General features: G+C 68.5%; 1 protein-coding gene. It reads left to right on the forward strand.

Annotation, left to right across the window (positions count from 1 at the left end):
• Positions 1–12: 12 nt before the first annotated feature.
• Positions 13–17,712 carry a type I polyketide synthase gene (locus tag EV191_RS26265; protein ID WP_481557253.1) on the forward strand — a complete coding sequence of 5,900 codons (17,700 nt, stop codon included), beginning with the start codon at positions 13–15 and terminating at the stop codon, positions 17,710–17,712.
• The last annotated feature ends 7 nt before the right edge of the window (positions 17,713–17,719 follow it).

Consider the following 17,719-nt stretch of genomic DNA (forward strand, 5'->3'; position numbering starts at 1 on the left):
GCTAGTGAGCCGATCGCGGTAATCGGCATGAGCTGCCGGTTTCCCGGCGGCGCGGACACGCCGGAAGACCTCTGGCGGATCCTCGCCGACGGCGTGGACACCGTCACCGACCCACCGGCGGACCGCGGCTGGGACACCGACGCCCTCCAACACCCCGATCCGGACCACCCCGGCACCGCTTACACCCTGCAAGGCGCCTTCCTCGACCGGGCCGCCGCCTTTGACGCCGACTTCTTCGGTATCTCACCTCGCGAGGCGGTGGCCACCGATCCGCAACAGCGGCTGATGCTGGAGATCGCCTGGGAGGCAGCCGAACGCGCGGGTATCGATCCTCGATCGTTGCACGGCGGCGACACCGGCACCTTCATCGGCGGCTACGACGCCCAGTACGGCGAGGCCCTTGGGCGCCAGCAGCGACTCGAAGGACACGCGGTCACCGGCCTTTCGCCCAGCGTGCTCTCCGGGCGAATCGCTTACCAGCTCGGCCTCGAAGGCCCCAGCGTCACCATCGATTCGGCCTGCTCCTCCTCGCTGGTTGCCATCCACCTGGCGGTACAGGCACTACGCAGGGGCGAATGCGGTCTGGCCTACGCCGGCGGGGTCGCACTACTGCTCAGCCCCGATCTGTTCGTGATGTTCTCCCGGCAACGCGGCATGGCCGCGGACGGCCGGTCCAAGGCGTTCGCGGACGCCGCGGACGGTGTCGGCTGGGGCGAAGGCGCCGGCATGCTCATGCTGGAACGGCTCTCCGACGCGCGGCGCAACAATCACCCTGTATTGGCGGTTGTTCGCGGCAGCGCACTCAACTCGGACGGCGCGTCCAACGGACTCACGGCGCCGAACGGCCCCTCCCAGCAACGGATGATCAGTGCCGCACTGGCTGACGCGGGCCTCAGTCCACGAGAGGTGGACGCGGTCGAGGCGCACGGTACCGGCACCACACTCGGTGACCCGATCGAAGCGCAGGCGCTGCTGGAAACCTACGGCCAGGACCGCACCGAGCCGCTGTACGTCGGCTCGATCAAGTCGAATATCGGCCATACCCAGAACGCCGGTGGTGTCGCGGGCGTCATCAAGATGATCTTGGCGATGCGCAGCGGCGTGCTGCCACCGACCCTGCATGTGGACATGCCGAGCACTCATGTCGACTGGACAGCCGGTTCGGTTTCGCTGCTTACCGAAGCACGGCCGTGGCCGGAAACCGGACGCCCGATGCGCGCCGGGGTATCGGCGTTCGGAATCAGCGGGACCAATGCGCACATCCTTCTCGAGCAGGCGCCTGAGGAAGAGCCAGCCACCGAGCCGGACGAGCCGGTAGCAAGGCCAGAGCCCAGCGTGCTGCCCATTCCACTGTCCGGTCGCACGCCGGAGGTGTTGCGCGCGGTCGCCGCGCGCGCCACCCAACTCGAATCCGATTCCCTCGCCGATGTCGCGTACTCCTACGCGACCACACGGTCGGACTTCGCGCATCGGGCCGTCGTACTTGCGGCCGATATGACCGAGGCGCGGACCGGTATCGCCGCGCTCGCCGCGGGTACGCCCCACTCGACGGTGCTCACCGGCGTCGCGGACGGCGGGCGAACCGCGGCCCTGTTCAGCGGCCAGGGCGCACAGCGGATCGGGATGGGGCGGGAGCTGTACGAGCGTTTCCCGCTCTTTGCCGAAGCGCTTGACGCGGTGCTCGCCGAGTTTCCCGGGTTGCGCGAGGTGATGTGGGGCACCGACGAGACCGCGCTGCACCAGACCGGCTGGGCCCAGCCGGCCCTGTTCGCGGTGGAAGTCGCGCTATACCAGTTACTGACCTCATGGGGTGTCGTTCCCGATCAGCTTGCCGGACATTCCATCGGTGAACTGGCCGCGGCGTACGTCGCTGGCGTGTTCTCGCTGCCGGATGCCTGCCAGCTTGTCGGCGCGCGCGCCCGGCTGATGCAGCAACTGCCCGAGGGCGGCGCGATGGTGGCGGTTCGCGCCACCGAAGACGAAGTGGTGCCGCTCCTTGCCGACCCGCGGTTGCGCGACGGCGTTGCACTGGCCGCCGTGAACGGACCAGAATCTGTGGTGCTGTCCGGCACCGAAGACGCGGTGGCCGAGGTACTCGCAGCCTTCCCAGACCGCAAGACCACCCGACTGCGGGTGAGCCACGCGTTCCACTCGCCACTGATGGACCCGATGCTGGCGGAGTTCCGCCAGGTCGCCGAGGGCATCAGCTACCACCCGCCAGCCATCCCGCTGGTGTCTACCCGTACCGGTGGGCCAGTCTCCGAGGAGATCTGCTCGGCCGAATACTGGGTGAGCCAGGTACGGGACACTGTCCGGTTCGCCGATGCGGTGACCGCGCTACGCGCCGCGGGGACCACGAGGTTCGTGGAAGTCGGCCCAGACGCAGCCTTGTGCGCCTTGTTGCCGGACGATGTACTCGCCGTCGCGCTGCTACGCCGCGACCGCGATGAGGAGCGGACCGCGATCACCGGTCTCGCGCGGTTGTACGTGGCGGGCCTACCGATCCGCGCTGGCCTGTTCGCCGGCCTCGGCGCGCGGACGGTCGAGCTGCCGACCTATCCCTTCCAACACCAGGATTTCTGGCCCGAACCAGTCCGTGCGGCCAGTGCGACACTGACCGGCGACAGCGCCTTCTGGCAGCTCGTTGACGGCAATGTGGAAGCCTTCGCGGACGCCCTAGAACTCAGCTCGACCGCTGCCGCCGAAGTGCTCCCCGCGCTCACCAGCTGGCGCGAGCGACAGCAGGCCGCCGCCCGCACCGACTCGTGGCGCTACCGGGTTGACTGGACCCCGCTGCGAGGCACGACGAGAGCCGAACTCACCGGTCACTGGCTGCTGGTTCATCCGGACAACGAACTCCAGGTCAGTGTCGCGTTGGCAGCCGCGTTGCGTGCTGCCGGCGCCGAGGTGCGGCTGCTCCCGGTGGCGTGTGCTGCCGAGATCATCGCGTCTGATGTGGACGTATCCACTGTGGACGTGGTCGTGTCGTTGCTCGCCCTGGACGCGCGGGCCGAGGAGGGGACCGCGGCGGTTCCCGCCGGCCTCGCGGGCACCGTCCGGTTGCTGCGCGCGTTGGACGCCGAGGTACCGGTGTGGGCGCTCACCACGGGCGCGGTGACGACGGGCAGCCGGGACGTGGTGAGCCAACCGCTACAAGCCACGCTGTGGGGACTTGGCCGGGTCGCGGCGATCGAGCGACCAGCGGCCTGGGCGGGACTGGTCGACCTGCCCGAGACGGTGGACGAGCGCACCATGGAGCGACTGATCGCCGTGCTCGCCGGCGAATTCGCTCCCGAGGACCAACTCGCGGTCCGCTCCTGGGGGGTTTTCGGACGCAGACTGGTGCGTGCGCCAAGCGGTAAGCCGGGTGCGCCGTCGCGAACGCGACTGCGAGGCACCGTCCTGATCACGGGTGGTTCCGGTGGCCTTGGCGGTGTCGTCGCGCGCTGGGCTGCCGATTCCGGAGCGCAGCGTCTGGTGCTGCTCAGCCGGAGCGGCTGTGAACCGCCTGCGAGTATCGACATTCCGGTCTCAATAGTGCGCTGCGATGTGACCGACCGAGAAGCGCTGGCCTCGGTGCTCGATGAGTATCGCCCCAACGCCGTCGTGCACGCCGCCGGCACGGTACTCGGGGATGGCCCGGCCGCCGAGGTCACCCCCGCGCAGCTGGACGAACTGCTCGCCGCCAAGCTCGCCGCGCGGCATCTGCACGAATTGACCGAAGATCTGGACGCGTTCGTACTCTTCGGCTCCGCCGCGGGCGTGTGGGGCTCGGCGGGCATGGCCGGGTACTCCGCCGGCAACGCGTACCTGGACGCGCTCGCCGAGCACCGGGCTGCCGCTGGCCTACCAGCAACCTCGGTTGGCTGGGGCACCTGGGCCGACGTCGGACTGGCGGCCGAACATCGCGACGCATCCCGAAAACTGGACCGGTTCGGTGTCCGCGAGCTGGACCCTGCGGGCGCGATCGAGGTGCTTGACCAGGTGGTCGTCGAGGGACGACCAACTCTGGTGGTCGCGGAGATCGACTGGACGCGGTTCGCGCCGAGCTTCACCGCACGCCGACCAAGCCCGTTACTCGACGTCCTGTCGGGACCGCAGGAACCGGCTGAGCGTGTCTCGGCGCGGCCGACCCTGCCCGCCGACCCGGACGCGGTGCTGGAGCTGGTTCGCGGGGAAATCGCGGCGGTACTCGGCCACGCGGACACCGAGGCGATCACCCCGAATCGCGCGCTCGCGGAACTCGGTTTCGACTCGTTGACGGCGGTCGAACTGCGCGACCGCCTGGCCGCCACCGTGGGCGCCGCATTGCCCTCGACCATGGTGTTCGACTATCCGAATGCCGGGGCGCTGGCCGCTTTCCTGACCGAAACCCAGGATGACGGGACATCCGCCGAAACCCCGCGGGCGACGCGCCACACCGAGGATCCGGTAGTCATCGTCGGCATGAGCTGCCGCCTGCCAGGCGATATCACGTCGCCAGCAGAACTGTGGCGGATGCTGCTCGCCGAGGAAACCGGGGTGAGCGCGTTCCCCACGGATCGCGGCTGGGACCTGGCCGGGTTGGCCGCGAAGAGCTCTACTACCCAAGGCGGATTTCTCGCCGGCGCGGCGAACTTTGACGCTGAGTTCTTCGGTATCTCACCGCGCGAGGCGATCGCAACCGACCCGCAGCAGCGGTTACTGCTGGAAACAACCTGGGAAGCCATCGAAGCCGCGGGCATCGATCCCACGGAACTACGGGGCACTCGCACCGGCGTGTTCGTCGGCGGCAGCGGCCAGGACTATCTGTCGCTGCTCGGGATGAGCGAGGAGGAGACGGCCGGGCACGCGGGTATCGGTAACGCGGCAAGCGTCCTCTCCGGACGGATCGCCTACCTGCTCGGGCTCGAGGGGCCCGCGGTTACGGTGGACACCGCCTGCTCGTCCTCGCTGGTCGCCTTGCATCTCGCGGCTAGGGCGTTGCGCGACGGTGAATGCGATCGCGCGCTGGTCGGCGGTGTCACCGTAATGTCCACGGCGAACACCTTCGTCGAATTCTCTGTCCAGGGCGGACTAGCCGCGGACGGTCTATGCAAGGCGTTCTCCGACGATGCGGACGGAACCGGCTGGTCCGAAGGTGTCGGCGCGCTGATGCTTACCCGCCGCTCGGACGCGGAACGTGCGGGTTATCCGGTACTCGCGGTTGTTCGCGGCTCGGCGATGAACTCGGACGGCGCATCGAACGGCTTGACCGCGCCGAACGGCCCTTCGCAGCAGCGGGTGATTCGCGCTGCGCTTGCCTCAGCTGGACTGTCCGCGTCGGATGTGGACGTGGTCGAGGCGCATGGCACCGGGACGACGCTGGGCGATCCGATCGAAGCACAGGCGCTGCTGGCGACCTACGGACAGGATCGGGAGATCCCGCTGCTGCTCGGTTCGGTGAAGTCCAATCTCGGGCACACCCAAGCCGCCGCCGGGGTGACCGGCGTGATCAAGGCGGTACTGGCGCTGCGCTCGGGAACCGTGCCAGCCTCACTGCACGCCGCGACCCCGTCCTCGCATGTGGACTGGAACACGGGCGACGTCGAACTTGTCACCACCGCTACACCATGGCCAGCGACTGGCCGGGTCCGCCGCGCGGGCGTTTCCGCCTTTGGGGTAAGCGGCACCAACGCGCATGTGTTGCTCGAACAGGCCACCGATCTCGTGGTCGAGCACGAAGCCTCGCGGCCAACGCTGGTTCCCTGGGTACTGTCCGGGCATACCGCCTCGGCGCTCGCCGACCGGGAGCGGCAGCTCACGACCGTGGCCGCGCCGCCAGCTGAGGTCGGTGCCGCACTCGTGAAGCGGGCCGCCCTCGCGCATCGGTCGGTATTGTTGTCCACATCGGATAGTGTCGTTGCGGCCGCACGGGGTGTTGCCGGCGATCCTGGCCGGTTGGCGCTGCTGTTTGCCGGCCAAGGCGCGCAGCGGCTCGGTATGGGGCGCGAGTTGTATGAGCGATTCCCGGTGTTCGCGACCGCGTTTGACGATGTGGTTGATGCGCTTGACGCGCGGTCGACCGGCTCAGTGCGTGAGATCCTGTGGGGTTCGGACGAGGCTGAGTTGACCAAGACCGGCTGGGCCCAGCCGGCGTTGTTCGCGCTGGAAGTGGCGTTGTTCCGGCTGGTCGAGTCGTTCGGGGTCAGACCAAGTGTGCTGGCGGGGCATTCGATCGGGGAGATCGCCGCCGCTCACGTCGCGGGTGTTTTCTCGCTGGATGACGCTTGCACGCTGGTGTCGGCTCGTGCGCGGTTGATGCAGGCTTTGCCGGACGGCGGCGCGATGGTCGCCGTGCGCGCCGCCGAGGATGAGCTCACGCTGACCGATGGTGTCGCGATAGCGGCGGTGAACGACTCGGACAGTGTGGTGTTGTCCGGTGTGGCGGACGAGGTTCTGACGGCAGTAGGGGAGCGGAAGTACACACGGCTGCGGGTGTCACATGCGTTCCACTCGCCGTTGATGGATCCGATGCTGGACGAGTTCCGCGAGGCTATTACCGGAATCGAGTTCGGCGAGCCGACGATCCAGCTGGTCAAGGATGTTGGTTCGGTCGACTACTGGGTGAACCATGTGCGCGATACCGTGCGGTTCGCCGACGACCTTGCCGCGACCGAAGCCGATACGTTCCTGGAAATCGGACCAGACGCCACACTCTCGGCACTTGCCGATGGAATCCCGACACTCCGCAAGGACCAGGGCGAAGAAACCGCACTGCTCACGGCGCTTGCTCGGCTGCACGTTACCGGCGTGCAAGTCAACTGGAAAGCACTGTTCACCGGTATCCCACCGGCCGAACTACCGCCGTACCCGTTCCAACATCAGCGCTACTGGCCGACCCTGCCAACCACCGAACAGCCCATTGCGTCCTGGACGTACCAGGAAGTCTGGCGCCCGCATCCTGAGCTCGCCGCTGCCCAGCCTGCTGGCACCGCGGTCACGATCGCCGCGGCTGATCACCGGTGGCTCGCCGTCGTGCCGCCCGAGCCAGACGCTTGGACCAGCGCCGTCGCCACGGCACTCGGCGCGGAAACCGTCACTGTCCACGCCGACATGGACCACGCGGAACTGACCGCGGCACTCGCCGCAGCCGCGCCCACGGGCGTGCTCTCGCTACTGGCGACCGGGAGCAGTTCGACAGCCACCCCGTTTGGCGTCACGGCCACCGTGCGTCTGCTGCGCGCGCTCGCCGAAACCAGTTTGGACGCTCCGCTGTGGACACTCACCCGAGCCGCGGTGGCGACCACCCACGGTGAGGTGCCCGGCGAAAACCAGGCCGCCGTACTGGGACTCGGCCGTACCGCGGCGCTCGAATATCCCGTCGAATGGGGTGGCCTCCTCGACCTTCCTGCCGAGCTCACCGCGGGCGCGCTGGCCAACGCGACCGCCGTACTCGCCTCCGGCGGTGCGGAAGACCAGCTGGCAGTGCGCGAATCCGGGGTGTACGTCCGCCGGCTCGTCCCAGCCGAGCTGCCCAGCCCGGAACACTGGCGGCCGGCCGGCACGGTCCTGATTACCGGCGGGACCGGAGCGCTCGGCCGTCGCATCGCCCTTCGGCTCGCCGAACTGGGCGCCGAACATCTGGTACTGGTGAGCCGCAGCGGCCACGGAGCTCCCGGTTCGGCGGAACTACAAGCCGAGTTGGCCGAAACAGGAGTCCAGGTAACCTTGCGTGCCGCCGATGCCGCCGACCGGGAGCAGATGGCGGAGATTCTGGCGGAGCATCCGGTGGACGCAGTCGTGCACGCCGCCGGGGTAGTGCACGACGGCATTATCGACGGCCTCGAGGATGCCGACGTCGAGGCCATGTTCCACGCCAAGGTCAGCGCCGCGCGAGTGCTCGACGAACTCACCGCCGACCGCGATCTCGACGCCTTCGTGCTCTTCTCTTCGGCGGCAGGCATCCTCGGCAAGCTCGGCCAGGCCGGCTACGCCGCGGCTAACGCCGAGCTGTGCGCACTGGCCGCCCGGCGAAGGGCTGCCGGCCGGCCAGCAATCGCGCTTGGCTGGGGCGCCTGGTCCGGTGACGGGATGGCCGCTCACCTGTACGCTGACCTCCCCCTGCTCGACCCCGAAGCGGCCGTCGGCTTCCTCACCGTCGCGGCGCTCGCCGCGCAGCCGGCACTACTGGTACTCGACCTGACCGATCGACGACTGCTCGCGGGTCACCGCCACCACCCACAGTTCGCCGAACTGCCGGACGTGGCCGAGGCGCCACCCGCACCGGTCGCCACCCTGCGCGACCCCGCGGTGCTGCTCGATGCCGTACGGGGCGCGGTGACCCATGTCCTCGGGCACGCCAGCAGCGCCGATATCGACGTCGACAGGCCGTTCCGGGACCTCGGTTTCGACTCACTGACGGCAGTCGAACTACGCAACCAGCTGACCGCCTTGACCGGCATATCGCTCCCAGCAGGGACAGCGTTCGACTTCCCCACCGTGCGCCAGCTGACGGATCACTTGACCGCCCAGCTCAGCGGCGAGGACACGGACACAGCGGTCGCCGCCGCAACCGTGGACGAGCCGATCGCGATCATCGCGATGGCATGCCGGTTCCCCGGTGGCGTCGACAGTCCCGCGCGGTTGTGGCAGCTCCTCGCGGACGGGGTCGACGCGACCGGCCCGTTGCCCACCGACCGCGGCTGGGACCATGCCGAACTGGCCACCGGTGCCGGAGGTTTCCTGGCCGACGTAGCCGGTTTCGACGCTGGCTTCTTCGGTATCTCCCCGCGCGAGGCACTGGCGATGGACCCGCAGCAACGGCTCCTGCTGGAGACCACTTGGGAAGGCTTCGAACGGGCCGGTATTGACCCCGCGGCGGTGCGTGGCAGCCGAACCGGCGTATTCGTCGGAACCAATGGCCAGGACTACTTCGAGCTACTCCGCGCCAGCCCGGACGACACCGATGGGCACGCCGGCACCGGCATGGCAACCAGCGTGCTCGCCGGCCGGATCGCCTACACCTTCGGGCTGGAAGGCCCGGCGATGACGGTCGATACCGCCTGTTCATCATCGCTCGTGGCGCTACACCTGGCCGCCGAATCGCTGCGTCGTGGTGAATGCGACCTGGCCTTCGCCGGCGGTGTCACGGTCATGAGCACCGCGGGACCGCTGACCGAACTCGGCCGGCAGGGCGCGCTGTCCCCAGACGGCCGCTGCAAAGCCTTCGCGGACGGCGCGGACGGTGCCGGATTCGCCGAAGGCATCGGCATGTTGCTGGTGACCCGGCTCTCCGTAGCCCGTCGCGCGGGGTACCCGGTCGCCGCGATCGTCAAAGGCTCAGCCGTCAACCAGGACGGCGCATCCAACGGCCTCACCGCGCCGAACGGTCCCGCGCAGCAGCGGGTGATCAACCAGGCGCTCGCCAACGCCGGATTGTCCGGTTCGGACATTGATGTAGTGGAGGCGCACGGCACCGGAACCGCCCTCGGTGATCCCATCGAGGCCGAAGCCGTACTCAACGCCTACGGCCAGGGGCGGGAAACCCCGCTGTGGCTCGGCTCGGTGAAGTCCAATCTCGGGCACACGCAGGCCGCCGCGGGCGTTGCCGGGGTACTGAAGATCGTACTGGCCATGCGGCACCGGCTGATCCCGCGCACCCTGCATGTGGCCGAGCCGAGCTCGCATGTGGACTGGTCGGCCGGCACGGTCTCCGTGCTCGGCGAGGCCGTGCCATGGGGAACCGCCGACCGGCCGATGCGCGCCGGCGTGTCCTCGTTCGGTATCAGCGGTACCAACGCGCACGTCGTGCTCGAGGAGCCACCACCAGTGGCGAGCACGGAGCAGCCGGTAGATCCGCCCGCCGTGCCGTATCTGCTTTCCGCCCGAACACCCGCCGCGCTGAGCGACCTGGCCGAGCGGCTGTCCGATGTCGCCGAGGACCCGGTTGCGGTTGCCGCCGCACTGGGCAGCCGGACCCAGTTCAGCCACCGAGCGGTGGTGTTGGGTAAAGATACCGCCGAGCTGACCGATGGCCTGCGCGCCCTCGCCGAAGAACGACCCATGAGCGCGGTGGTCACCGGCGAAGCGGTCCCCGAACGTCGGGTGGTACTCGTGTTCCCCGGGCAGGGCGCGCAATGGGCGGGTATGGGTGCGGCGCTGCTCGACCAGGAGCCAGTGTTCGCTGAGGCGATCGAGGAATGCGCCGCGGCCCTCGAACCGTATATCGACTGGTCGCTGCACGGCGCACTTCGCGCCGATGGTGACCTGGATCGAGTGGACGTGGTGCAGCCGGCTTCCTGGGCGATGATGATCGCATTGGCCCGGCTGTGGGCCGCCTATGGCGTGCACCCGGACGCCGTCATCGGTCACTCGCAAGGGGAGATCGCCGCGGCGGTGCTCGCTGGCTCGCTGTCCATCCAGGACGCCGCGCGCGTCGTGGCGCTGCGCAGCAAGGCGATCGCGCGACACCTCGCCGGTCGTGGCGCGATGATATCGATCGCCGAGCCGGTAGAGGCGGTCATCGCACGGCTGAGTCGCTTCGGTGAGCGCGCTTCGATCGCCGCGATCAACGGCCCCACCTCCGTGGTGGTCTCCGGTGAGCCGAGTGCGCTCGCCGAACTGGTAGCCGAATGCGTCGAATCCGGGGTGCGCGCCAAAACCATTCCGGTCGACTATGCCTCCCATTCGGTACACGTCGAAGACATCCGCGACGTACTGCTGGCCGAACTCGCCGACATCACCCCACACGCCGCCGTCGTACCGTTCCGGTCCACGCGAACCGGAGATTGGAACCCAACCGCCGACGCCGAGTACTGGTACGACAACCTGCGCGGCACCGTTGGCCTGCACGACGCGGTCCGCGCGCTGGTCAAGGCCGGGCACGACACCTTCATCGAGGTGAGCCCGCATCCGGTGTTGACCCTGCCGATACAGGACAGCGCGGGTCCAGACGCCGCGGTGTTCGGCACTCTCCGCCGCGACGACGGCGGTGCCGATCGAATGCTGCGCGCACTCGCGGAGGCGCATACACGCGGTGTGCGGGTGGACTGGCCCACGATGCCGGGCGGCGCCAGCGTCATTGGCGACCTACCGACCTACCCGTTCCAGCGGGAGCGGTACTGGCCAACGGCGCCCACGCCAGCGCGGGAACCGGTCGATGGCCTGTGGGCCGCGTTGGACGATCCGACCACTTTCGCTACCGACCTGGGACTTCCCGCCGAGCTGATCACCGAACTGGCGCCCGCGTTGCGGTCCTGGCGAACTCGCCAGCACGCCGAATCCACCGTGAACGACTGGCGCTACCGGGCCGAATGGCGCCCGATCGCCGACACTCGTGCCCAGGTGCCGGATGGCACCTGGCTACTGGTCACCACCGAGTCGCTGGCCGAGGCGGCCGAGGGAACCGAGGTTGTCTCGAGCTTCGCCGACGCGGACGTTCCGCTGCGGGTGCTGCGGCTGGACGAAGCCGACCTCGACCGAACAGCGCTGGCTGACCGACTGCCGCCCCCAGAGGAGATCGCTGGCGTCGTATCCGTGCTCGCCGCCGCCGAGGAACCGAGCACGACCCATCCCGACCTCGCCCTCGGCTTGGCGCTGACCATCACGCTGATCCAGGCGTTCGGCGATGCCGGCTGGGACGCGCCCGTGTGGGCACTCACCCGAGGTGCGGTGTCCACAGGCGACACTGATCCGCTCACCAATCCAATACAGGCGCAGGTACTCGGGGTTGGCTGGACCGCGGCGCTGGAACACCCTCATCGCTGGGGTGGTGTGATCGACCTGCCAGCCGAACTCGACGACCGAGCCGCCAGCCGGCTACTTACCAGCCTTGCCGGCGGAGCCGATGCGGACCAGCTCGCTATTCGCGCAACCGGAATCCACGCTCGCCGCGTGGTGCGCGCTCCGGCAACCGGCGCGCCGCGGGAACGGTGGAGTCCGCAGGGAACGGTGCTGGTCACCGGTGGTACCGGCCAGCTGGGCCCATCGGTGGTGCGCTGGCTACTCGACAATGGCGCCAAGGACATCGTGCTCACCAGCCGCGCGGAACGGGAAGCCGGCTTCGACGAGCGGGTCGAGCTGATTCGTTGTGATATCACTGATCGCGCCGCACTCGCCGAGCTGATCACCGAGCTGGCCGAAACCGGCCGGCCGGTACGCACGGTGGTACACGCCGCCGCGGTGATCGAGCTCGCCGGGTTGGCCGAGACGACCCTGACGGATTTTGCCAGGGTCGTGGCCCCGAAAGTCAGTGGGGCACGAAACCTGCACGAGCTCGCCACCGACGCCGAGACGTTCCTGCTCTACTCGTCCAACGCCGGGCTATGGGGTAGTGGCGAGCATGCCGCGTACGTGGCCGGTAACGCCTACCTGAGCGCGCTGGCACAACACCGGCGGTCGGCCGACCTACCAGCTACCGCGATCCACTGGGGAAAATGGCCGGACAGTCGCGAAGTGCTCGAACAGTTCGGATCGGCCGATCCGTTTGGGGCGCGGCGCACCGGGCTGCGGCATCTGGACACCGAGCTGGCCATGACCGCGCTGCAGCGGGCACTGGACGACCGCGAGACGGCGCTGGCACTGGTCGATGTGGACTGGGCGCGCTACTACCCGGTGTTCAGTTCCGGGCGCTCGACCACGCTCTTCGCGGAGATTCCCGAGGTCGCCGAGCTGGCACGGGAACAGGCGAGCGCCACGCTCACCACGGAACTCGTCGATCGGCTCAGGCCGGTGGGTCCCGCTGAGCGGCGCCAGTTACTGCTCGGCGTGGTTCGGGCGGAAGCGATCGCGGTGCTGGGCTATACCAGTGTGGATGCGCTACCGGAGCGCACCGCCTTCCGAGAGGTCGGGTTCGATTCGGTTACCGCGATCGACCTGCGCAACCGGCTCACCGCGGCGACCGGCGTGCCGCTGCCCGCGACGCTGGTCTTCGATCACCCCAATCCGCTTGCGCTGGCCGACTACCTGTGCGATGAACTGCTTGGCACGACCGAACTCGGTGTCGAGGAGACCACGGGGACGACGCGAGCCGAAGAGTCCGACCCGATCGTCATCGTCTCCACCGCATGCCGCTTTCCCGGCGGTGTCAGCTCCGCCGAGGAGCTGTGGCGGCTCGTTGCCGATGGGGTGGATGCGGTCGGACCAGCCCCGGTCGACCGTGGTTGGGACACGCCCGCCGTCGGCGGTTTCCTCACCGACATCGCTGGTTTCGACGCCACGTTCTTCGGCATCTCGCCCCGCGAAGCACTCGCGATGGACCCGCAGCAGCGGCTGCTGCTGGAGACCACCTGGGAAGCCGTGGAACTGGCCGGGATCGATATGGGCACGCTGCGCGGTACCGCGACCGGCGTGTTCTTCGGGGGCAGCTACCAGGAATACGGTGAGATCGACGCCGACGTGCACTCGGTAACCGGCGTGTCGCCGGCCCTGATGTCGGGCCGAGTTGCCTACCTGTTCGGGCTGGAGGGCCCAGCGGTCACGTTGGACACGGGGTGCTCCTCGGCGCTGACCGCGTTACACCTTGCCTGCCAGTCGCTGCGTTCGGGCGAGAGTTCGCTCGCCCTCGCCGGCGGCGTCACCGTGATGGCCAGCCCGGTCGAGTTCGGTGGCTTCGGCGAGTTGGGCGCGCTCTCCGCGGAAGGCAGGTGCAAGGCCTTTGGCGCGGGCGCGGACGGGATGGGGCTCTCCGAAGGTGTGGGTGTGCTCCTGCTCGAGCGACTGTCCGACGCGCGCCGCAACGGACACCCGGTTCGCGCGGTCGTGCGGGGCAGCGCGATGAACCAGGATGGCGCGTCCAACGGCCTGACCGCGCCGAACGGCCCCTCGCAACAGCGGGTGATCCGGGCAGCGCTCGGCGCCGCCGGACTGTCCGGTTCGGACATTGACGTGGTCGAAGCGCACGGTACCGGAACCGCGCTCGGCGATCCGATCGAGGCGGGCGCGCTTCTCGCCACCTACGGCAGAGACCGCGCCACCCCGCTGTACCTAGGATCGGTGAAATCCAACATCGGACACGCCCAGCTCGCCTCGGGTGCCGCGAGTTTGATCAAGATGATCGAGTCGCTGCGCCATGCCGTGCTACCCCGAACCCTGCACGCCGAGCAGCCGTCACCGCATATCGACTGGTCAACCGGCGCGCTCCAGTTGCTCACCGAGAACACGGCGTGGCCCGACATGGACCGGCCACGCCGGGCAGCCGTTTCCTCGTTCGGGATCAGTGGCACCAATGTGCATGTGATCCTGGAACAGGCCGAGGTCCTGCCTCACACCGAGCCGCCTACCGTGCACACCCCGATACCATGGCCGTTGTCCGGGCATACTGAGGAAGCGATGCGGGCGGTAGCCGCCCTTCTTGCCGACATCGACCAGTCTTGCCCTGCCGATGTCGGCTGGTCACTGGTCACCGGTCGGCAGGACCTCGACCATCGCGCGGTAGTGATTCCAGCAGCCGGAGCCGACATCGACTCGGCAGAGGCCCATACCACCGGATTGCATGCCGTGGCCGAGGGAAAACCCGCGCATGGCGTGGTCACCGGCGCGGCGTTGCCAGGGTCAGCAGGGCCAGTATTCGTCTTTCCCGGCCAGGGCACGCAATGGTGGGGGATGGGGGTGGGTCTGCTGGAGAACTCCCCAGTATTCCGCGAGACGATGACCGAATGCGCCGAGGCGCTGGCACCGTATGTCGACTGGTCCTTGCTCGACGTGGTGACCGGAACTGGTGACGACGATCTACTGTCCAGAGTAGACGTCGTACAGCCGGCGCTGTTCGCCATGATGGTCTCCCTCGCCGCGGTATGGCGCGCTCATGGCGTCGAGCCAGCCGCCGTGGTTGGGCACTCTCAGGGCGAGATCGCGGCCGCCTATGTGGCTGGTGCGCTTTCTCTTGCCGATGCCGCGGCGATCGTGGCACTGCGCAGCAAGGCGTTGTTGCCGCTGTGTGGCCGTGGTGGCATGGTCTCGCTGTCCTGCGGTGTGGACCGTGCCGGCGAGCTGATCGCGCCGTGGGGTAGCGATATCTCCGTGGCCGCCGTCAATGGTCCACAGACCGTGGTGGTCGCCGGCGCCGCGACCGCGCTGGACGAACTCGTACCCGCCTGCGTACGCGCAGGGGTGCGCGCGCGGCGGATCGCGGTGGATTACGCCTCGCACTCCACTCAGGTGGCGGAGATCCACGCCGAACTCGCCGAGGCGCTAGGACGCGTATCGGCAAAAACGGCTGATGTTCCGTTCTACTCCACCGTGCGCGGGGAACGGATCGATACCACGATACTGGACGCCGAATACTGGTACCAGAACCTGCGTTCCGCGGTGCGCTTCGAGGACGCGGTGTCGGCGCTGGTCGTCGCTGGGCACCACACGTTTATCGAAACAAGCCCGCATCCGGTGTTGACCGCGGCGGTCGGCGAGACCCTTGAAGTGACGGGTACCGCGGGCACCACCGTGGGCACCCTTCGCAGGGACCAGGGTGGCCAGGAACGGCTGCTGACCTCGTTCGCCGAGGCATGGGTCAGCGGGGTAGACGTTGACTGGACGTCGGTATACGGCAACGGGCGGCGCCGGATCGACCTGCCGACCTACCCGTTCCAGCGGCGCCGGTACTGGTGGGAGCGTGGCACCACGGAAACCGCCGCACCCGGGGACACCGCGTTCTGGGACCTGGTATCAGCCGCGGATGTGGAATCGCTGGCCACCGCGCTTGACGTGGACATCGAGGTGGCAAGCCAGGTGGCGCCGGGCCTTGCCGCCTGGCGCGACCGCGCGGCCGAACGGGAACTGGTGGACTCCTGGCGCTACCAGGTTCGCTGGACCCAACTGGGCGAACCGACCGGCGGAGAGGACGGGGCCTGGCTAGTCGTACTGCCCGAGGGGCATAGCACCGATGAGTGGGTCTCGTCGGTGCTGGCCGCACTCGGCGACCGGGTGCGGCCGGTAGTAGCCAGTCCGTTGGACCGCGCTGAGTTGACCGCACGGATCGCCGCTGCGGCAGAGGAACTGGCCAGCGCGGACGCGGAAAACCAGCCCAAGGGCGTGGTTTCGCTGCTTGGGATCCAGACGGAGCCGGCCTCCGACGCTGCTGACGTGCCAGTCGGACTGCTCGGCACCCTTGCCGTCATTCAGTCCATGGTGGACGTGGGACTGGCCGCGCCACTGTGGTGTCTCACCCGATGCGCGGTATCCACCGGCGAGCATGATCCGCTACAGAACCCGGTACAGGCCAGCGTATGGGGACTGGGTCGAGTTGCCGGACTGGAACTGCCGTCCTCCTGGGGAGGTCTGATCGACCTACCGGAGACGATCGACGACCGGATCGCCGGTCAGCTGCGCGGTGTCCTTGGTGGCACCGAAGACCAGGTAGCGGTGCGCCCCTCCGGAGCATTCGGCCGGCGGCTCACGCGCGCGCCAGCCGGGCAGACCGAAACAATCCGTACTACTGGAACAATGTTGATCACCGGCGGCACCGGCGGTGTTGGCGGTGAGGTGGCTCGCTGGGCCGCGAAACACGGTGCCGAGCACCTGCTGCTCACCAGCCGACGTGGCCCGGACGCGCCCGGGGCGAGCGAACTAGCCGAGGAGTTGCGCGCCGCCGGCACCCGGGTCACCGTCACGGCCTGCGATATCGCCGATCGTGCCGACGTGACCAGGTTGCTCGCCGCTATCCCCGACGAACTCCCGCTGACGTCGGTGTTCCACGCCGCGGGCGGGGTCGGCCAAGACGCCGAGGTTCGGCAGCTGGGCACCGAAGGTCTCGCTGCGCTGTTCGGCCCGAAGGTCGCGGGCGCGCGGCACCTGCATGAACTGACGAGAGATCTGGCGCACTTCGTACTGTTCTCCTCTGGCGCGGCCGTCTGGGGCAGCGGGCATCAGCCGGGGTATGCGGCAGCCAACGCGTACCTTGATGCTCTCGCCGAATACCGGAACGCGCAGGGTCAGCCAGCTACCTCGGTCGCTTGGGGCGCCTGGGGCAAAGTAGGTATCGCGGCCCGGGCCGAGAACGACGAGCAACTCAGTCGGCGCGGTGTACTCGCGATGGACCCCGCGCACGCGGTGACCGCACTACGTCTCGCGATCGAAGATGGCGCGCCGACCTGTGCGGTTTCCAGTATGGACTGGTCGCGATTCGCGCCCAGTTTCACGGCGCTGCGGTCAAGTCCGCTGCTCGCCGAGCTACCCGAAGTGCGGGCGCTCACCGATCCGATAGCAGATCCGGTGGAAAGCTCCACGGATCGGCACGCGCTGCTCGCCCGGCTCGACGAGCTGTCCATAGCGGAACGTGAACGCGAGCTGCTGGAGATCGTCCGCGCTGAAGCGGGAGTAGTTCTTGGTTTCGCGGCTGGCGATACATTGCCCACATCCCGCCCGTTCCGCGACTTTGGGCTTGACTCGGTGACGGCGGTCGAGCTGCGCAACCGGCTGGGTTCAGTGACCGGGCTGACGCTGCCGGGGGGTGTGGTCTTCGACTACCCGACGGCAAACGCGCTCGCCACACATCTGTGCGGGGAGCTTTACCCCGACGTGACTGGCGAAGCTGACGCGGCCGACCCAGACGCGCACATCCGGTCGTTGCTCACGTCGATCCCGATCAGCAGGCTACGCCAAGCCGGTGTGCTTGATCTGGTGCTGAGCTTGGTACCGGAGGATGGCCAGGCGTCCGAAGGAGACGCCGAGGATGACGATGTCGCGCAGAACGGCGACTCCTTGGACGAACTGGACGGTGAGGACCTGCTGCGCCTCGCCGACGAGATCACGAACTGAAGCTGGA

Source organism: Tamaricihabitans halophyticus (assembly GCF_004340875.1).
Lineage (GTDB): Bacteria > Actinomycetota > Actinomycetes > Mycobacteriales > Pseudonocardiaceae > Tamaricihabitans > Tamaricihabitans halophyticus.